Here is a 19,189-nt window from a genome sequence, read left to right on the forward strand (position 1 = left end):
CCGGAATGATCCAAGGAAGTTTCGATGTCCAGTTATGAAGATCGCCTGAAGGCCCTGCGCGCGCAATTGGTGCGGCAAAAGCTCGACGGTTTCGTGGTGCCCCTGACCGATGAGCATATGAGCGAATATGTCGGCGCCTATGCCCAGCGGCTTGCCTGGCTGACGGGATTTCAGGGGTCTGCGGGCAGCGCGGTGGTGTTGCCGCAGGAAGCGGCGATCTTCGTTGACGGCCGCTACACGCTTCAGGTCCGCGAACAGGTGGACGGCGCGCACTGGCAATATGAAAGCGTGCCGCAGACGTCGATCGCCGCATGGCTGAAGGATCATGCGGGGCAGGGCGCGCGCATCGGCTATGACCCGTGGCTCCATACCCGCGCCTGGGTCAATCAGGCAACGGCCGCTCTGGCGGAACGGGGTGCGGAACTGGTCGCGGTCGACACCAACCCGGTGGACGCGGTGTGGCCGGATCGCCCCGCGCCCAGCGATGCGCGGCTGGTGGTGCATGACGATCGCTTCGCCGGGCGGTCTGCCGCCGAAAAGCGTGCTGCCATGGCCGATTGGCTGACCGACCGCCGGGCCGATGCCGCCGTCCTGTCCGCGCTCGATTCGATCGCATGGACCTTCAACATTCGCGGCAAGGATGTGGAACGGACGCCCGTCGCGCTCGCCTATGCCATCGTCCATGCGGACGCGACCGCCGACCTTTATGTCGCCCCGGAAAAGATGGATGACGCCGTCGCCCAGCATCTGGGCAATGCCGTGCGCGTGCATGACCGCGCCGCCTTTGCCGATGCGCTGGCGGATCTGGGTGGCAGGACGGTGGTGGCCGATCCCGAACGGGCGGTCGCGGCGATCTTCAACGCGCTGGAAGATGGCGGCGCGACCGTCCTGTCGCTGCGCGATCCCGCTGTCCTGCCAAAGGCGATCAAGAACGATACCGAAATTGCTGGGCACAAGGCTGCGCAGGCGCGCGACGGCGCGGCGCTCAGCCGCTTTCTCCACTGGGTCGCGGTCGAAGCGCCAAAGGGCGGCCAGACCGAATTGTCCGCCTCCGACCGGCTGGAATCGTTCCGCAAGGAAACCGGCCTGCTGGAGGATCTGTCCTTCGACACGATCAGCGGCGCCGGGGCGAACGGCGCCGTCGTCCATTATCGGGTGGAGGAAAAGACCAATCGCCCGATTGAGCTGAACAGCCTCTATCTGGTCGATTCTGGCGGCCAGTATCGCGATGGCACCACCGACGTCACCCGCACGCTCGCCATCGGCACGCCGACCGACGAAATGCGCCGTCGCTTCACGCTGGTACTCAAGGGGCATATAGCGCTGGCCCGTGCGGTTTTCCCGAAGGGGACGCGCGGTGGTCAGCTCGACGTGCTGGCCCGTCAGTATCTCTGGGCCGAAGGGCTGGATTATGCCCATGGGACCGGCCATGGCGTAGGCAGTTTCCTGTCGGTGCATGAAGGGCCTCAGCGCATCGCGACCTTTGGCGGTGGTGACGAACCGCTGGTGGCGGGCATGATCCTGTCCAACGAACCGGGCTATTACAAGACCGGCGAATATGGCATCCGCATCGAAAATCTGGTGCTGGTGGAAGAACGCACCGTGCCCGGCGCGGAAAAGCCGATGCTGGGTTTCCAGACGCTGACATTCGCGCCGATCGACCGCACTCTCATCGCCACGCAATTGCTGACCGATGAAGAGCGCGGCTGGCTCGATGCCTATCATGCCGCGGTGCTCGACCTTATCGGGCCGCAACTGGAAGGCGAAACGCTGTCCTGGCTCCGGGCCGCCTGCGCGCCGCTCTGACGATCAGTCCTGCGATTCGGGAGGGGGCGGGGCGCTTCCCTCCCGCGCACCTTCCCGACTCTGCGCCTTTCGCCTGCGCAAATTGTCGCGCAACGCCCGCGCCAGCCGTGCTTTTTTCTCGTCCTGCGTCTCTGCCATGCGATGCGCATAAGCAAAATGCATGATCGACCGCAACCCGCCTTGACATGGGGGCAAGGGACGGCCATAGGCCCGGCCTCCGAAGCGCGAACAGCGCAGCGGAACAGAAATAGAGTGCTGCCGTAGCTCAGTGGTAGAGCGCATCCTTGGTAAGGCTGAGGTCGGGAGTTCAATCCTCCCCGGCAGCACCATTTTCTCCATCATTTTCTGGTAGTTATCGAACTTCCCCGTCGGGGACCCCTGCTGACACGGTTGTCACGTGAGGCGTTGTCAGCAGATTGTCAGCAGACCGCGCGGTGGAGTTCCTGAAGTAGCATCGATCGTTCACATTTCCCGCGAAGGGCGATATTTCCGCGGCAGATGGGTTACTTGCTTGCCATAGAGTTTCGAACATGATTGTTCGGATCGCCTTCGTAATGATGCGCTTAATGCACCCTCAAATGCGCGTCACGCAATTGTCATAGTGATTAACGGGCCTAAGCTGGGTTCTCCATGTCGTGTCAGCTCGCATTGTGAGAGTGAGAGCCAAGCGCCTAGCAGGGAAAGGACGCATCGCGAGACACTGCAGGTTGGGAATGCCCTTGCGGTCGGAAATGACTTACCATGGAGCAACAGGGGCTTCTGGACAGCTTCGCCATTTCGATGGCGGAAGTGAAGTGCATCGACGTGTTGGAGGAAACGATGGCCCGGATCGCGCGAGATCTGGGGTTCGACTACTTCGCTCTTGCTGAGCATATCGATTTACGAGACCCGCAAGCGATCCCTCTGCAAATTCATAACTATCCACAGGGTTGGGCTTCATACTACATCGATAGAGACCTCGGTCCCAAAGATCCGATACGTAGAGCCAGTCACCGCACCCATCTAGGGTTCAAGTGGACGACAATTCCTGACTTTCTTGTGCTGACCGCAGCGGACCACGCAGTACTCGCCGCAGGTGCTTCGCATGGCTTAGGCGAAGGTTTCACCGTGCCATCGCACATTCCAGGAGAGGTTAGCGGCTCTTGTACGTTCGTTACATCGCGCGACCGTGCATTTCCGAAGCAAAAAATATGGTCGGCAAACATGATAGGCGCCCTGGCCTTCGAAGGCGCCCAACGAATGATGGGGCGAGCCGTCTGCGGTCACGATGCGATCATCACCGAGCGACAGCGCGAATGTGTCCTATGGGCGGCACGTGGTAACACCGATGAAGAAATTGGAGAGATACTGGGCATCTCCCACGAGACTGTCATCCAACATCTCAAATTCGCACGTGAGCGCTACGGCGTTCGGAAGAGAACGACGCTTGTGATCCGGGCATTGTTCGATGGCCTCATATCCTTCTCGGAAATCTTCCAGCGGCACAAATATTGGTAACGGGCTGGTGGGGCGGTCAACCGCCTCACCCCATGCCGTCGACCAAGGAAACCGCCGTTTCCCTGTCTTTCTACGCCACAGCACGCTCAGCGAAATCGCGTGTTGCGGACATAAGCGATATGGCTTTCTTGATGGGTCCCTAGCCGAGCTGATCGTGGCTCGGCCCCCTGCTGGGACGGCTCATGAACGCTTATGCCTTCCGAAATCGCGAAAGCGCGCGCAGCACGCGCATGCTGCGATCAGCGTTTGGATCGGACGTCCTCGCCTGGCTCGATGATCCCGTCGTCATCGAAGTGATGCTCAACCCCGACGGCAGAATCTGGGTCGATCGACTGGGCGAGGGCCTCGTCGACAGTGGCGCAAATCTCTCGGCGGCAGACGGTGAAAGGATAGTCCGGCTGGTGGCGCATCACGTCGGCGTGGAGGTTCATGCCGGCTCACCGCGGGTCTCGGCAGAACTGCCCGATCGCGGCGAGCGCTTCGAAGGCCTTCTGCCTCCTGTGGTTCCGGCACCGGCCTTCGCGATCCGTAAACCGGCTGTCGCGGTCTTTACACTGACGGACTACGTGGATGCCGGTATCATGTCAGTTCGGCAGGCCGTCATGCTCGCAACTGCTGTCCATGACCGCCAGAACATCCTGGTGGCGGGCGGCACTGGCACCGGCAAAACCACGCTTACCAATGCTCTATTGGCGGAGGTCGCCAAGACCAAAGATCGCGTGGTGCTGATCGAGGACACGCGCGAACTACAGTGCAGTGCCCCAAACCTCGTTGCCATGCGGACGAAGGACGGCGTGGCGTCGCTCGCGGATCTCGTCCGCTCGGCGCTCAGACTGCGCCCCGACAGGATACCCATCGGCGAAGTGCGCGGCGCTGAAGCGCTTGATCTCGTGAAAGCTTGGGGCACCGGCCACCCCGGCGGCATCGGCACCATTCACGCTGGCTCCGGACGCGGTGCGCTCAGGCGACTGGAGCAGCTCATGCAAGAGGCCGTCGTGACGGTGCCTCGCGCCATGATCGCTGAGACGATCAACCTCGTCGCCGTGCTGGCCCGTGAAGGCCACGGCCGTCGCCTCGTTGAACTCGTCCGCGTCGAAGGGCTCGACGCCGACGGCGATTTTTCCATCGTCAGCCAAGGAGAATGATCATGATCGACCGTCTCGAATCAAACCACCCCTCCCGAAATATCGTAACCGCGATCGCCATCGCCGCACTGACGATCGTTCCCGCCAATGCTGCTGGCTCCTCGATGCCTTGGGAGGCGCCGCTCCAATCGATCCTCGAATCGATCGAAGGCCCGGTCGCGAAGATCGTCGCGGTCATGATCATCATCGTCACCGGGCTGACGCTCGCGTTCGGCGACACTTCGGGCGGTGCGCGCCGGCTGATTCAGATTGTGTTCGGTCTCAGCATCGCCTTCGCCGCATCGAGCTTCTTCCTGTCGTTCTTCTCGTTCGGCGGCGGAGCGCTGATCTGATGGACCGCCATGCCATGCCGCCGGGGTTCGAAGTGCCGGTACACCGGTCGTTGACCGAGCCGATCCTGCTCGGTGGCGCTCCGCGCGCGCTGGCGATCGTCAACGGCACTATCGCCGGAGCCGTTGGCCTTGGCCTGCGCCTCTGGATCGCGGGCCTCGTGCTCTGGCTGATCGGACACATATTGGGGGTTTGGGCCGCCCGTCACGACGGGCAGTTCGTCGATGTCGCCCGCCGTCATGTCCGCTATCCCGCGTGGTTGCGCACATGATGTCGCTGCGAGAATATCGGTCATCGGCCAGCACGCTGAGCGACTTCCTGCCATGGGCAGCCCTCGTCGCACCCGGCGTGGTCCTCAACAAGGATGGCTCGTTCCAGCGGACCGCACTGTTCCGTGGCCCCGACCTCGACTCCGCGACGCCTACGGAGCTAGTCGCCATCACGGCCAGATTGAACAACGCTCTGCGACGCCTGGGTTCGGGCTGGGCGATCTTCACCGAGGCCCAGCGCGTTCCCGCCAACGACTATCCGGTGTGCGACTTCCCCGACCCGACTTCATGGCTTGTGGACATGGAGCGCCGGGAACAATTTCATGAAGAAGGCGCCCATTTCGACAGCAGCTATTTCCTGACGCTGCTGTGGATGCCGCCGGCTGAAGACAGCGCGCGCGCTGAACGGTGGCTCTACGAAGGCGTCAACTCCAAGACGTCCGATGGGCGCGACCTGTTGAACGCCTTTGTCGACCGCTCCCATCGCATCCTGCAACTTATGGAAGGTTTCCTGCCGGAAATCGCCTGGCTGGATGACGGCGAGACCCTGACCTATCTGCACAGCACGATATCGACGAAGCGGCAGAGGGTCGGCGTTCCCGAGACGCCGATGTATCTCGACGCGCTCCTGGCGGACGAGCCCGTCACCGGGGGCCTCGAACCGCGCCTAGGCAATACGCATCTGCGAACGCTCACCGTCTGCGGTTTCCCGACTTCGACCTATCCAGGCCTGCTGGACGAACTCAATCGCCTAGCATTCCCCTATCGCTGGTCGACGCGCGCCATCATGCTCGACAAGTCGGACGCGACGCGACTGGTCGGCAAGATCCGGCGACAGTGGTTCTCGAAGCGCAAGTCGGTCGCGGCGATCCTCAAGGAGGTGATGACGAACGAGGCTTCGGCACTGCTCGACACGGATGCTTCGAACAAGGCCGACGATGCCGACATGGCCTTGCAGGAGCTTGGCGCCGACATGATCGGCCAGGCCTATGTGACGGCGACGATCACGGTGTGGGACGACGATCCCGCTGTGGCAACCGAGAAGCTGCGACTGGCAGAAAAAGTCGTGCAGAGCCGGGATTTCGTCTGCAAGGCCGAAGGGCTGAACGCACTCGAAGCCTGGCTCGGGTCGCTGCCAGGTCATGTTTACGCGAATGTCCGGCAGCCGCCGATCAACACGCTCAATCTCGCGCACATGATGCCGCTTTCCTCCGTCTGGTCGGGTCCGCCAGACGACGCCCACCTTGCCGCCCCGCCGCTCTTCCATGCGCGAACGGAAGGGTCGACGCCGTTCCGCTTCTCGCTCCATGTCGGCGATGTCGGACATACGCTGGTCGTTGGCCCGACCGGTGCCGGCAAGTCGGTGCTGCTCGCCATGATGGCAATGCAGTTTCGGCGATATGCGCAGGCCCAGATATTTGCCTTCGACTATGGCGCAAGTCTGCGGATCGCCGCCCTTTCGATGGATGGCGACTGGCAGAATCTGGGAATCGGCCTGCACGTTGACGGTGGGGCGGTGACGTTGCAGCCGCTCGCCCATATCGACGATCCGTCCGAGGTGAGTTGGGCCGCCGAGTGGATCGGCACGATCTTCGAAGCGGAGGGCGTCGTTCTCGATCCCTCTGCGAAAGAGCATATATGGACGGCGCTCAAATCTCTTTCGAGCGCCAAACCCGATGAGAGAACGCTCACCGGCTTTTCGGTCCTGCTGCAATCCCAGGAGTTGAAACAGGCGCTTCGGCCCTATTGCGAGGGCGGTGCCTGGGGTCGGCTCCTCGACGGCGAAGAAGAACGCCTTGGTCATGCCAGCGTTCAGGTCTTCGAGACCGAAGGGTTGGTCGGGTCCGGCGCCGCAGCGCCAGTGCTGTCCTATCTGTTTCACCGCATCGAACAGCGACTGGACGGCACACCCACTCTGGTCATCATCGACGAAGGATGGCTGGTTCTCGACAGCCCAGCTTTTGCTGCCCAGCTGCGCGAATGGCTCAAGACGCTGCGGAAGAAGAATGCCAGCGTCGTCTTCGCTACCCAAAGCCTCGCCGATATCGAGACCAGCACGATTGCGGCCGCAATCATCGAAAGCTGCCCGACTCGTATCTTTCTCGCCAACGAGCGCGCTTCCGAGCCTCAGATCATGGCGATCTACGAACGCTTTGGTCTCAATGCCCGGCAGATCGAGATCGTCGGTCACGCCACGCCAAAGCGCGACTATTACGTCCAGACCCGCCGCGGCAACCGCCTCATGGACCTAGGTCTCCAGGAGGTCGCGCTGGCCTTCACCGCAACCTCGTCGAAGGCCGATCAACTGAGAGCCGATCAAATCCTTGCGCGTGACGGAGCGACCTCGTTCGCGCTCGCCTGGCTTAGGGAGCGCGGTCTCGATTGGGCGGCCGACCTGATTTCCGCAACTGGCAAAGAGGAAGACGCATCATGAAGCTCGCCACAATCTACCGTGCCAACCTCACGGCGGCGGCCGTCGCTCTGGCGCTCGCAATGTCGCCGGCGCAGGCGCTGGTAGTCTACGATCCGACTAACTACGCCTCGAACGTGCTCCAGGCGTCGCGCGCGCTTGCGCAGATCAACAATCAGATCCGTTCGCTCCAGAACGAGGCCGCCTCGCTGATCAATGACACCAAGAACCTGGCGAGCCTGCCTTTCAGCAGCCTGGCTGCGCTGCAACAGCAAGTCCGGCAGACCCAGAGCCTGCTCGGGCAAGCCCAGCGCCTCGCCTATGATGTCACCCAGATCGAACAGGCGTTCTCCACGCGCTATGGCAACATATCGCTGTCCAGCTCCGACGCCGATCTCGTGACCGGCGCGCGCGAGCGCTGGGCGACGAGCGTGGATGCCTTCGAAGACGCACTCAAGGTCCAGGCCGGTGCGGTCGGGAACATCGACGGTTCCCGCACGGCCATGAACGATCTCCTCTCCGCGAGCCAATCGGCATCGGGCGCGTTACAAGCGGCCCAGGCCGGCAATCAACTCGTCGCGCTGCAATCCCAGCAGCTATCGGACATCACGGCGATGCTGGCTGCGCAAGGGCGGGCGCAAGCGATCGAGGCAGCGCGATCCGCGACTGCGGAAGAGGAAGGTCGCGTCCGTTTCCAACGCTTTATGGCCCGCTCGGACCGGTAATGATGCATACTAGGCGTCTGGCGCTCGCAGCCCTTCTTGCAGGTGGGATGCTCGCCGTGGGTATCATGGCAGTGATGCAGGAGAAGCCGGTCGACCCGGTGCGAACCATGCCCACACCGCCGCCCTCAGACTCTGCGCGCAGCGACGGTCTGGCGAGATGTCGCACGGTTACGGAAGCAGACCCGGACTGCGCCGCACTGTGGGAGGCGGAACGCCGTCGTTTCTTCGGCCAGGGCAAGCTGCCCACGTCCGAAAGAACTTCAAGGGCAGGCAGCGATGAATGATGTCGGCATCATCGATCAGTTCCTGGCGACCTTCACCGCTTACATCGATTCAGGCTTTGGTCTCGTCGGTGGTGAGATCGGATTCCTCTCGACCACGCTGATCGCCATCGACGTCACGATCGCCGGTCTCTTCTGGGCCTGGGGCGCCGACGAGGATGTGTTCCAGCGCCTCATCAAGAAGACTCTCTATATCGGGTTCTTCGCGTTTCTGATCGGCAATTTCTCCTCTCTTGCCCAAATCCTTTTCCAGTCGTTCGCCGGCCTTGGGCTCCAGGCAAGCGGATCGACGATCAGCCTTGCGGAATTCATGCGGCCCGGTAGCGTCGCGGCGGTGGGCCTCGATGCAGGGGAGCCGTTGCTCAACTCGGCTTCCGAGATGATGGGCGTCACGTCGTTCTTCGCGAACTTCGTCCAGATTGCCGTCCTGATGTTGGCGTGGGCGATCGTGATTCTCGCCTTCTTCATATTGTCGGTCCAGCTTTTCATCACCCTCATCGAATTCAAGCTGGTGACGCTGGCTGGGTTCGTGCTGCTGCCCTTCGCATTTTTCGGTCGCACCGCCTTCATGGCCGAACGTGTCCTGGGACACATCGTATCGAGCGGGATCAAGGTACTGGTTCTGGCAGTCATCACGGGTATCGGCACCGGTCTGTTCGACCAGTTCATCGATGCTCTGGGCGGGGAAACACCAACCGCCGAGCAGGCGATGTCGATCGCGCTGGCATCCCTCGCGTTGCTGGGCCTTGGCATCTTCGGGCCGGGCGTTGCAAATGGCATCGTGACGGGTGGTCCGCAATTGGGCGCTGGTGCGGCCGCCGGTACCGCCATCGCAGCTGGCGCTGCCATGGCGGGAGGCGTCGCTGGCGCTCGACTGGCGGCCGGCGCGGTGGCCAGTGCCGCTGGTAGCACGGCAGCGGGTCTCGCACGCTCCGCAGGTGCGGCCAGCGCGAGTTACAGTTCGGGTGCCCAAGGCAAGAGCGGGGCAAGCGGAGTGGCGGCCGGGATCGGCGCGATGGGCAAAGCAGCGGGAAGCGCTGCCGTTTCGCCGCTCCGCAGAGCGGCGGACGCCCTGAAGCAGAATTTCGAGGCAGGGCAGGCAGGCAGCTCGTCGGGCGGATCGGGTTCAGGACATGCGGCCGGACCGCCCAAATGGGCCACGTCGATGCGGCGCAAGCAAAGCGTCGCGCACGGCATCTCGACCACCGCCCACACGCTGCGTGGCGGTGACGGTGGCGGTGGTGGGGCATCCATAGATCTAAGCGGAAGGGAGTGACGATGTTCAAACGACCGTCGATCAGATATGGCCAGTCGCCGGAGCCGGTGACGCCCTATCAGCGCGCGGCCCAGATATGGGACGACAGGATCGGGTCCGCCCGCGTGCAGGCGCGCAACTGGCGCCTGGCCTTTTTCGGAACTCTCGTGCTGTCGGGCGGGCTTGGCGCAGGCCTTGTCTGGCAGTCGGTTCGCGGCACGGTCGTGCCATGGGTCGTTCAGGTCGACAAGTTCGGCGAGGCGCAGGCTGTCGCACCCGCCGATGCAAGCTATCGGCCGACCGACGCGCAGATCGCGTTTCACCTGGCAAGATTCATCGAGCAGGTCCGGTCGATACCTGCCGATCCGATCGTGCTGCGGCAGGCATGGCTGCGTGCCTATGATTTCACGACCGATCGTGGCGCGCTGGCTCTCAACGACTATGCCCGCTCGAACGACCCTTTCGCCTCCGTGGGTAAGGCGCAGATCGCCGTGGATATTTCCAGCGTCATCCGGTCGTCGGACAGCAGTTTTCGCATCGCCTGGACCGAACGCCGATATCAAGACGGCGCGCTGGCTGAAACGAGCCGCTGGTCGGCCATCGTCACTGTCGTCGTTCAAATGCCGACCGCCCCGGAGGCGCTGCGCAAGAACCCCCTGGGCCTCTTCGTGAACGCGATCAACTGGTCAAAGGAGCTTCCCCAATGATGCACCGTCCTCTGCGCGCGCCGGTCCTGGGTGCATTGCTGCTGTCGGCCGCATCTTCCGCCTGCGCCGCCGATCGCGCGCCGCCGGCATTCACGGCCTCCATCCCGCCTGCCGTCCGACAACCGAACGCGGCCCACCCGGTCGAGGTCGTCTCTGTCCCGACCCCATTGCCGCTTCCGGGGCAGCTCAAGCCGCTGCTTCCGTTCGTGCCACCGCCCAGAACCAGTCCCGAAGGAAATGTGGTTGCCGCCAACGCCGCCGCGCGTATTCAACCCGTGCGCAATGGCTTCATCAACGCCATGCAGCTTTATCCCTGGTCCGAGGGTGCGCTGTATCAGGTCTATGCAGCTCCAGGGCATGTCACCGACATCACGCTGCAACCAGGCGAGACGCTAGCGGGCGCTGGGCCTATCGCGGCTGGGGACACCGCGCGATGGATCATCGGCGATACGGTGAGTGGTGCCGGCGATGTCCAGCGAGTCCATATACTAGCGAAGCCCATCAAGCCTGATCTGGTCACGAATCTCGTGATCAACACCAATCGTCGCACCTACCATATCGAGCTGCGTGCCACCGCCGCAACCTACATGGCGTCGGTTTCCTGGTCCTATCCGCAGGATGAACTCATCGCCCTGCGGCGGCAGAATGCCGAAATCGCAGCCAAAGCCCCGATCGCTGCCGATGTAAATTTGGCCGCCCTCAATTTCGGCTATTCGATTGAGGGCGACAGCCCGACATGGCGGCCGGTCCGCGCGTTCGACGACGGGCGTCAGGCCTTTATCGAATTTCCGCGCAACATCGCCCAGGACGAAATGCCTCCAGTGTTCATTCTGGGCGAGAACGGCAGCACTGAACTCGTCAACTATCGGGTGCAGGATCGGTTCATGGTTCTCGATCGTCTTTTCTCGGCGGCCGAGTTGCGCCTGGGGGATCGCAAGACGGAGAAACGCGTGCGTGTCGTGCGATCGGCGGAGCGAAAGGGCCCCCGCCGATGACTGCGGCCGAAACGACGGCTGCCTTGGCAGGAGAGACCAAGTCGCCCAAAGAGGCGTTTCGCCTCGGTGGTGATCCACCTAGCGTCGCACGCCTCTCGCGAAAATCGCTGGCGATTCTCGGTGTCGTTGCAGGACTGAGCATCGGTGGGGCACTTATCTATGCGTTGCAGTCGCCCGATCGACAGGTTGCGCCCGAAATCTATGCCACGGAAGGCCGGTCGAAAGCGGACGCCATAGCTTCGGGTCCCAAAGATTACAGTCAGGTTCCCGTTCTGGGAGCACCTTTGCCAGGAGATCTGGGGAAGCCGATCCTTTCGGCACAGCAACGGGACGGCATGCCCGCCATAGCGCAAGGTGCTGGCTCCAGGCCTGTTCAGCCTGATCCGGCTTCTTCCGCTCGCGAACGGGCCAGGCAGGAAGCGGCGAATGCCCGGTCGAGCCAACTTTTTCTCAGCAGCACGAGCGATCAGAAGACCGCGACCAGCCCACAAGCCGCTTCGATCGATGGCATGATGCAGTCCTTCCTCGCGCAATCCGGCCCGGTCGGTGACGCTCAGTCGTCGGGAGCCGGCGCAGGGCGACAATCGGAGAAGGTCGCCTTTCTCGAGAAGGCTGGCGTGGCACGGTCGGTATCCGACGCCTCGGTCGAGTCCCCGCCTTCAGCTAATGTTATCCAGGCCGGCAGCGTCATACCAGCTGCTCTGGTCACGGGCGTTCGGTCCGATCTCCCCGGCCAGATCAGCGCTCAAGTCACGCAGAACGTCTATGATAGTCCCACCGGCCGTCTACTTCTCATTCCGCAGGGAAGTCGACTGATCGGCGAATATGATTCACAGGTCGATGCCGGCCAGACCCGACTGCTCATGGCCTGGACGCGCCTGATCATGCCCGGCGGCACATCAATCCGGCTCGATCGGCAACCCGGCACGGACGCCTCCGGTTTTTCGGGGCTTCAGGACAAGGTCGACAATCATTGGGGCGGTGTCGCGCGCGCTGCGATGATCTCCACCTTGCTGGGATTCGGGACGGAACTGGCTGCGGGCAGCGATGCCGACATCGTGCGCGCGCTGCGGAGAGGGACGCAGGATACTGTCAATCAAGCCGGCCAGCAGATTGTGCAACGGCAATTGGGCATACCGCCCACGCTGACAATCAGGCCAGGCCATCCCTTGAGGGTGATGGTCACGCGCGATCTGATTCTGGAACCAACTGGAGAACGGTAATGGCAAAGCTGCGCCTTGGGCCGCTCATAGACGACAAGCCTACCAAGCTCACTGTGGAGTTGTCAGGGAGCGTGTTTCGTGACCTGCAAAGTTATGCGACTGCTCTTGCTGCCGAGACCGGCGAAGCGACGATCACGCCGGAGCGCCTGATTGCACCTATGCTGGAACGCTTCATGGCTGCCGATCGGGCGTTTGCGAAACATCGACGACACGGGGCCGGAGGGCCTCGAACCCGATAAGGGACAAGAAATTTCGCAAGGCCGGATTTTCGTTCCCCCGTTGCCAGCATACACCATAGTCGAGGCGCGCGTATCCATGAACCTCATGAATGGGCACGACGGCGTGTGACGAAGGGATTTGCCCAATCATCGGCTCGCTGATGATGGTGCAGGCAGAAGGACCGATCAGCAACGGCAGGGCATCATATCCAAGGGGGTGTCTGGCAAATGCTGGTCTATCCCCTGTCAGAGGCAGGCGACTAGCGATCTGGCCTATGAGATCATCTCCAAGATCGCCCGACGGCATAAGTATGTCGCTGGTTCTCAGGTCAGCCCAGTGCAGGAACTCCATGCCGGCCAAGGTTGAGCCGCGGTGGACGACCGCGAAGAGCCGGTCGCTGCCTATGGAAACATATTTCGCCCCCTGCGGAGCAAGATGCCCGGCAATGAAGATCGCATCGGCTTGTCGCCGAGCCAATTGTGCGGTTAGGTTTTTGCGGTCGCCGATCACGGCCGTGACGCCGACCCTTGGGTGGAGCCTGTTAAAGCCAAGGAAGATTGCCTGTGTTCGAGTTGGCGGAACGGCACCTGAGATACCGATTGCCAGATGCCCACCAGCGCCGCTGCCATATGCTGACGCCTTGTCGTGCATCTGGTCGAGATCTGCTACCACCTGTCGGGCACCGACAAGAAAATGCTGGCCGGCCTTGGTGAGCCGGGCGCCGCGCGTCGTACGATCGAAAAGGTCGACGCCAAGGCTATCTTCCAGATGCCGGATGCGCTGGCTGAGCGTCGACTGCTTCATGCGAAGGACAAGCGCTGCCTGACTGAAACTCCCGTGTTCGGCGGTGGTGATGATGTAACGAAGGTGGCGAGTCTCGATCATATGGGCTCCCATTCCTGGCGGCATTTACATGTCGAAACCAATGTTCCGCGTGCAAAGCGCGCTGGGAATTCCCAGAAATGGGGGCAAAACCAATGCGATGATGGTTGCGTTTCAAATTGCGACCGTTGCGTCGATCGTTCCGTTCTCATAACGTCAATTCAATGCCGCCGGCAGAGCGGGAGTGACCGGGTTGCTGTCGCGCATGTCCAGGCTAACGCTAAAGGCGGCGGCGCATGATCCCAACGCATGTCTCACCGCTCGGTCATTCCTATGGATGCTCCTCTCGAACCAGCCTTTCCTGAACGGCCGGGTCAGCGGCACGGCCATATTCGCGACTACCGAGCCCCTCGTCGCGATTATAATTCGATTATAAAATTCTTATATTCGGATGTCCGGCACATGCTTCTCGATGCCGCGAATTCAGTCGCGGTCTATCGAAGAGGAACGTGTGATGGAAAAGAACGTCGAACGTCTCAACGACGAACTGATCGACCTTGGCGCCGCCAGCGTCGAGACCAAGGGTCCCGGCATCGGTGGTCAGGACACCGGCGGGTTGCGTAACCCCGTAGGCGGCATCTCCGAAGACTGAACGACTGGGCGCGTGCTCATCCGATGGGCACGCGCCTGGCAACATTTCGCAGGCACCATTATGATCGGCCTCACCCCTGGCGTCACTTACTGTGAGATAGCGGATGCCTTCATCTTTCTGGATGTTCGCCGAGATCGCTATCAGCAGCTTCCGCCGGGTCTCGCCGGTCAATTCCTGCGCCTGCGCCGTGGGCAAATATCGGCAGAAAGTCTTCAGGCACTCATCGCGACTGGCCTTTTCGAACGGCGGGACAGTCTTGAAGATCTGTCGCCAGCGAGTGGGAGCAAGCCGGGAACAAGTGCTCTCGACCAAGACACAAGCAAGACGGCCGCATGGCGATCAATAGCGTTGGTATGGAGTCACGCCGCAGCGGGCCTCAGCCTGAAGATATTGCCGCTCTATCGTGTGCTCGAACGATGCGCAGATCGCCGCTTGCGGCACAGGGGTACTTCCGCGCGAGCGCCTGAACTGTCGACCGTGCAGTTGGCACGCGATTTCCAACTCTCGAACCTGATTGTACCGCGGCATGATCGCTGCCTGCTGAAGGCGGTCGCCCTGGTGGAATTTCTGTCTTTCTACCGACGGTATCCTGCCATCATATTCGGCGTCTGCCTGCGGCCATTCAGCGCTCATTGCTGGGTGGAGGACGGAGGAGTCCTTTTGAGCGACCCGGTGGATGCGATCAGCCACTATACGCCGATCCTGAGAGTCGGCTGATGTATCGTTTCATAGCTCTTTGCGGAGATCTCGATGCCGAGGACGGACTTCCCGACATCGGATTGGCACAGCGGCACGACGGCAGACATCTTCGAATCTACGCAGAGCCAGCGATGCCCTGTACAACGACGCCGGATGGGAGGGGCATCGTCCTCGGACACATATTCGATCGCCCATGCGGCTTCGCCGTCACGTCGTTCGATCAGGCAGTTTCTGCGAGGATCGTGGAGACGCGAGGACAGGCTCTCATCGATGGATTTTGGGGAGGATATCTCGCCCTGATCGATAGGGACGGAGCATCGGGATGGGTCGCGTTGCGCGACCCCTCAGGCGCCTTCCCTTGCTATCATCTTAAACGGGGGAAACTGATGGTGTTCGCCTCTGACCCCCATATTCTGGTGTTGGCAAGACTGCTGCCCCCCAAGCCCGACTGGCAGAACCTTTTCGCTCATCTGCGCAGCGCAGACCTCCGCTCAGAAAGGACATGCATCGCTGGTCTCGACGAGCTTCTTCCCGGCCGTCGTATGGGCCTCGCGCATTCTGCCAGTTCGGACGCGTGCTGGTCGCCCTGGCAAGATTTCACCTGTTCAGCCTGGACCGATAGCAGGGACAAAAATTCCGAGATACTGGAGCGGATCGTCAGAAATTGCGTCACGAGCTGGGCAAGCTGCTTTGACAGCATCAAACTCGGCGTCTCAGGCGGGCTCGACTCATCAATTGTTGCGACCTGTCTCGCACCTCTCGGTAAATCTCTGTCGCTCTACACTATGGTTGCCAGCGGAGGGGACGGTGATGAGCGTGAATTTGCCCATATTCTCGGGGATGCGCTCAACCTGCCGGTAGCTGAAGAGCATTACGATCTGAGCGGCATCGACATCCGTACCACAACCAGCTCGACGTTGCCCCGGCCAGTCGGCGGAGGTTTCTTCCTCCAAGAAATCGCAAGAGCATGTCGGGACACACCCCAGAAACGCCCTGTCGATGCTCATTTCACTGGCACGGGGGGTGACAATGTCTTCTGCTACCTGCAGTCGTCGCGGCCGTTCGTGGATCGCCTGCTGCGGGATGGCTTAGGTGGTGCCCTGAATAGCTTGCGGGACTTATCCGTCATGACAGGCGCGAGCATGCCCGCGATCGCGTTGAATGGACTTGCCAAATGGCCACCTTGGCGCCGGTCCTATCGGTGGCAGGAAGATCGCAGCTTCCTTAATGATGTCATAGCAGAGAGCGCGCCGTTTCAAGCGGACCACCCGTGGCTTGACCGTCCGCGCGACGGATTACCCGGGAAGGCGCTCCACATCGTCCTTCTGCTGCGTATCCAGAACTATCTTGAGCAGCATTTCCTCGAAGGCGTTCCCAGGAAGGTCGCGCCTCTGATCTCTCAGCCCATCATGGAATATTGCCTGTCTCTGCCAAGCTGGCTCTGGTGCAAAGGGGGTAAAAACCGATCGCTTGCACGCCAGGCGTTTGCCCGCCATCTGCCGGCCAAAATTACCAGCAGAACCGCAAAGGGCGGCCCAGACAGTTTCTCGCTTTCCCTCTTTGATCATTATCGAGCAACGATACGCGCGTGCCTTCTCGACGGAGCGATGGCTGCGGAGGGCCTACTTGACCGCGCCATGATCGAGTCTGCACTGGATCCTCGCAATTCCATCGGCGCTACAGCCAAGTTGCGCATTCTTGCGTTGGCCGATGCCGAGGCCTGGGCGCAGGGTTGGATCAGTCGGCAGCCCGACGCCCTCTAAGAACATCGCGAATAGCTTCCCAGCGCCCTCGCTGGGCGATATCAATGCCGAGATCCCCACGGTCACCCAGAAGCCAAAAGCTGAACCAGTCGATGTTTCGCCGATAGATGGCCAGCCGGTGCGCGGGCTGCCATTTGATGTGGCGCTCGTCGGGAAATACGAAGAGGTCGACCGTCGGGCCGGCGAGGTTGAGCGCATGTACTGTTTCGAGGCTCAGTAAATACTCGCTGTCCGCCAGTTGCATCAGGATTGGCAGGTTCAACTTCGAAGCGTTCCTGCTGAGGGAATATCGAGCCCATGGATCGCCGACATCGCCCCACGCAGGGTATCCGCCAGCCTTGCGGCCGTCTGCAAGCGCCGGACCGCCCATGACAGTGAAAGTCGCTTCGTCCTCGCAACAGGAAGCCAGAGCCAGCGCGCTGAAATGTGCGCGACCGTTCAGGAGGGCGAACTGAGCGGTAGACGCACCGTCGCTCAGCCCTGTCAGGCCGATACGATGTGTGTCAATGGTGCCTGTCGCGACCGCTTGCTCGATCAGTCCGTCGAGCGCCGACTGCACATTCCGGCGATCGCCCCAGTCTTTCTGTTCAGCGCGGGTCAGATCGGAGATGTGTCGTGCGCCCTCCACCACATAGTCCCGGGGACGCTGAAAGCTCAACACCGCCATGCCGGCCGCTGCCAACGGCTGTATCGGAAATTCGTCTCCGGTTCCGCCACGCAGGAAACCGCGTGACGAATATTGGACGACGACCATCGGATGTCGTTGGCCGCGGTCATGGTGGGGCGGCAGAACGAGATCGGCGAATGCCTCAATGCCGTAGACCGTTCGCACGAAAAGGCGTTGCACCTTTCCGAGGCGGACCTTGTCGAAATGGGGGTTCGGGTCAAAGAGGGGAGCGACCTGCCTGCGCTCCAGATCGATCGCTACAATCCTGCCGGGAGCAGTCGAGGATTCTAACAGGCACAGAATCGCGCCTCGCAGCGGGCTGCATCCTGTCAGAACACCGTCCGTGGAATATCGCCGAGAAGGAGCACGTCTGCCAATAGACCAGGCGTAGACCGCCATGCGGTTGCCCCCAGGCCCCTCACGCCGGAGATACCAGAGCGTGGTTCCGTCAGGTGCCCACCATAAGTCAAGCGCGTTGAGACAAGCATCTTCAGGGCAGATAGTTGCAGTACCATGCTCCGCGCTGACCATAATATTGGAGGGCAACATTGCAGAACTAATCGGACCAGCGATCCGGGCCATCAGTCCAAGGCGAGAAGTGCGAGGCTGGCCATCGACTGAGGCAGGACCTGCGAGCGTTCCCGTTGCGAGGGGGTCAAGGCCGTCGGCCAGTAGCGTCACGGTCCCCTTGGCTGCCTCGACCGAGGCCCAAACTCTTTCTATCGGTTCGGCCGGCTGGGGGCGCGGGGCCAGCATGGGCGAAAATCGCCTGTCATAGTGATAGCCCCCAAGTCCCTCCTGACCGATCTCGCTTCGCGCTTGTCCTAGCCCTGGCCGCGTAGCGAAGAATATGTTCACCCCGTCCGACGACCATCGAAATGTCTCGACATCATCAGATGATCTGGTGAGCTGTTCTGCCGCGCGCGCATCAGCTTGAGCAAGCCAGACTTGGGTGGAGCCGCCGACACGTTTGAGAAAGGCAATTTGGCGACCGTCAGGCGACCATGCAGGCACAATAACTGCCGGCGTACCGACCGGCACTGCCGCCATCCCCCTCAGCGACATCGTACCGGTGATGATCTCTCCGCCGATGTCGATCGGCGCAACGACATGGCTACGCAAATCGAGAACGAACATGCCGAGGCAATAGCTGTTCGATTGCGGCATCGCCCGACGCATTTGGAACGCTACGCGGTTACCGTCTGGAGAGATAGCAAGGGGGCTAGGCAACCATGTGCCATTCTCGCCCTGTCCGATATCGACTAGTTCTGCCAGCATCGCCGCGCTGACGGTTCCTCCGTCGGCAACAGGCCGACGGAGGTAGCTCTCATTGCACGACGGCGCGGTGGTTCGGGCCAATACACTACCGGCAAAGAGGCTGGTCCATGCTGCAAGAACGGCGAGGCAGCGCCAATACCCTACCACTTCTTGCGCACCGAGAAACTGAGCACGCGCCCGATCGGCGAGTAGTTGGTAGAGTCATAGGGGGCGTAATAGTCGTAGTCAGTTCGGATTGTTGCTGGCCTGGCATCGAAAACATTGCTCGCCGACAGGATGAACTCAAGGTTTCCAAGTAGGGTCGATGCTGCGCCGGTCGCATAGCGCGCCGTCAGGTCAAGCGTGGTCATTCCGCGCACATGCTGGGGGTCGACGCGACGGCCGTCCTCGACACTGCCGATACGGTTGACCCAGGCGGATAGCGAGAGATCCGCCCCCTCCCAGTT

At 61.6% G+C, this 19,189-nt stretch carries 18 protein-coding genes, 1 tRNA gene and 1 pseudogene; 17 read left to right on the top strand and 3 right to left on the bottom strand.

The annotated features are described in order from the left end of the window. Window positions 1-24: 24 nt before the first annotated feature. The 14 genes from ACOJSJ_RS13215 (at window position 25) to ACOJSJ_RS13280 (ending at window position 12,882) form a co-directional block, all read left to right on the top strand. Window positions 25-1,806: an aminopeptidase P family protein gene (locus tag ACOJSJ_RS13215; protein WP_420145440.1), complete on the top strand. Its 1,782-nt coding sequence runs from the start codon at window positions 25-27 to the stop codon at window positions 1,804-1,806. A 254-nt stretch (window positions 1,807-2,060) separates the two neighbouring features. Continuing rightward, window positions 2,061-2,135, top strand: a tRNA-Thr gene (locus tag ACOJSJ_RS13220). A 412-nt stretch (window positions 2,136-2,547) separates the two neighbouring features. Further along, entirely contained in the window at window positions 2,548-3,303 is a 756-nt protein-coding gene (locus ACOJSJ_RS13225; protein WP_420145441.1) for a LuxR family transcriptional regulator, read from the top strand. Window positions 3,304-3,485: 182 nt separating this feature from the next. Then, entirely contained in the window at window positions 3,486-4,448 is a 963-nt protein-coding gene (gene trbB, locus ACOJSJ_RS13230) for a P-type conjugative transfer ATPase TrbB (protein WP_420145442.1), read from the top strand. Window positions 4,449-4,450: 2 nt separating this feature from the next. Then, window positions 4,451-4,780 carry a TrbC/VirB2 family protein gene (locus ACOJSJ_RS13235; protein WP_420145443.1) on the top strand — a complete coding sequence of 110 codons (330 nt, stop codon included), beginning with the start codon at window positions 4,451-4,453 and terminating at the stop codon, window positions 4,778-4,780. Further along, window positions 4,780-5,049, top strand: a complete 270-nt coding sequence (locus ACOJSJ_RS13240; protein ID WP_420145444.1) for a VirB3 family type IV secretion system protein — start codon at window positions 4,780-4,782, stop codon at window positions 5,047-5,049. The genes ACOJSJ_RS13235 and ACOJSJ_RS13240 overlap by 1 nt, the downstream gene beginning before the upstream one ends. Further along, window positions 5,046-7,481 (top strand): conjugal transfer protein TrbE, encoded by a 2,436-nt coding sequence (trbE, locus tag ACOJSJ_RS13245; protein WP_420145445.1) that lies wholly within the window; start codon window positions 5,046-5,048, stop codon window positions 7,479-7,481. Before ACOJSJ_RS13240 ends, trbE begins: the two co-directional genes overlap by 4 nt. Beyond that, on the top strand, window positions 7,478-8,182 hold the full coding sequence (gene trbJ, locus ACOJSJ_RS13250) for a P-type conjugative transfer protein TrbJ (RefSeq protein WP_420145446.1): 705 nt from the start codon (window positions 7,478-7,480) through the stop codon (window positions 8,180-8,182). Before trbE ends, trbJ begins: the two co-directional genes overlap by 4 nt. A 2-nt stretch (window positions 8,183-8,184) precedes the next feature. Then, the gene (gene trbK-alt, locus ACOJSJ_RS13255) at window positions 8,185-8,466 is read left to right on the top strand and encodes a putative entry exclusion protein TrbK-alt (RefSeq protein ID WP_420145459.1); all 282 of its coding nucleotides are present in this window, start codon (window positions 8,185-8,187) and stop codon (window positions 8,464-8,466) included. Then, window positions 8,459-9,739 carry a P-type conjugative transfer protein TrbL gene (gene trbL / locus ACOJSJ_RS13260; protein ID WP_420145447.1) on the top strand — a complete coding sequence of 427 codons (1,281 nt, stop codon included), beginning with the start codon at window positions 8,459-8,461 and terminating at the stop codon, window positions 9,737-9,739. Before trbK-alt ends, trbL begins: the two co-directional genes overlap by 8 nt. Before the next feature lie 2 nt (window positions 9,740-9,741). Next, window positions 9,742-10,425 carry a conjugal transfer protein TrbF gene (gene trbF, locus ACOJSJ_RS13265; protein WP_420145448.1) on the top strand — a complete coding sequence of 228 codons (684 nt, stop codon included), beginning with the start codon at window positions 9,742-9,744 and terminating at the stop codon, window positions 10,423-10,425. Beyond that, complete coding sequence (gene trbG, locus ACOJSJ_RS13270; RefSeq protein ID WP_420145449.1) at window positions 10,422-11,420, top strand: P-type conjugative transfer protein TrbG; 999 nt, start codon at window positions 10,422-10,424, stop codon at window positions 11,418-11,420. The genes trbF and trbG overlap by 4 nt, the downstream gene beginning before the upstream one ends. Then, window positions 11,417-12,643, top strand: a complete 1,227-nt coding sequence (locus ACOJSJ_RS13275; RefSeq protein WP_420145450.1) for a TrbI/VirB10 family protein — start codon at window positions 11,417-11,419, stop codon at window positions 12,641-12,643. The genes trbG and ACOJSJ_RS13275 overlap by 4 nt, the downstream gene beginning before the upstream one ends. Further along, the gene (locus tag ACOJSJ_RS13280) at window positions 12,643-12,882 is read left to right on the top strand and encodes a DUF2274 domain-containing protein (protein WP_420145451.1); all 240 of its coding nucleotides are present in this window, start codon (window positions 12,643-12,645) and stop codon (window positions 12,880-12,882) included. The genes ACOJSJ_RS13275 and ACOJSJ_RS13280 overlap by 1 nt, the downstream gene beginning before the upstream one ends. On the opposite strand, the gene ACOJSJ_RS13285 is transcribed toward ACOJSJ_RS13280, so the two are convergent. Continuing rightward, window positions 12,815-13,747, bottom strand: a complete 933-nt coding sequence (locus tag ACOJSJ_RS13285; RefSeq protein ID WP_420145452.1) for a LysR family transcriptional regulator — start codon at window positions 13,745-13,747, stop codon at window positions 12,815-12,817. The genes ACOJSJ_RS13280 and ACOJSJ_RS13285 overlap by 68 nt on opposite strands. Window positions 13,748-14,198: 451 nt before the next feature. Here ACOJSJ_RS13285 and ACOJSJ_RS13290 point away from each other — a divergent pair, with 451 nt between their 5' ends. The 3 genes from ACOJSJ_RS13290 to ACOJSJ_RS13300 are packed head-to-tail and all read left to right on the top strand — an operon-like array spanning window position 14,199 to window position 16,798. Beyond that, entirely contained in the window at window positions 14,199-14,336 is a 138-nt protein-coding gene (locus tag ACOJSJ_RS13290; RefSeq protein WP_420145453.1) for a benenodin family lasso peptide, read from the top strand. Window positions 14,337-14,396: 60 nt separating this feature from the next. Continuing rightward, on the top strand, window positions 14,397-15,053 hold the full coding sequence (locus tag ACOJSJ_RS13295; protein WP_420145454.1) for a lasso peptide biosynthesis B2 protein: 657 nt from the start codon (window positions 14,397-14,399) through the stop codon (window positions 15,051-15,053). Further along, a complete protein-coding gene (locus tag ACOJSJ_RS13300) occupies window positions 15,053-16,798 on the top strand; it encodes an asparagine synthase-related protein (RefSeq protein ID WP_420145455.1) in 1,746 nt (581 codons plus the stop codon). Before ACOJSJ_RS13295 ends, ACOJSJ_RS13300 begins: the two co-directional genes overlap by 1 nt. Here the strand turns inward: ACOJSJ_RS13300 and ACOJSJ_RS13305 are convergent. Next, window positions 16,773-18,743 carry an Atxe2 family lasso peptide isopeptidase gene (locus tag ACOJSJ_RS13305; protein ID WP_420145456.1) on the bottom strand — a complete coding sequence of 657 codons (1,971 nt, stop codon included), beginning with the start codon at window positions 18,741-18,743 and terminating at the stop codon, window positions 16,773-16,775. The two genes, ACOJSJ_RS13300 and ACOJSJ_RS13305, sit on opposite strands and share 26 nt — an antisense overlap. Window positions 18,744-18,883: 140 nt before the next feature. Further along, a pseudogene (locus ACOJSJ_RS13310) lies at window positions 18,884-19,189 on the bottom strand (TonB-dependent receptor); the annotation flags it as partial.

The organism is Sphingobium sp. (assembly GCF_048594625.1).
Lineage (GTDB): Bacteria > Pseudomonadota > Alphaproteobacteria > Sphingomonadales > Sphingomonadaceae > Sphingobium.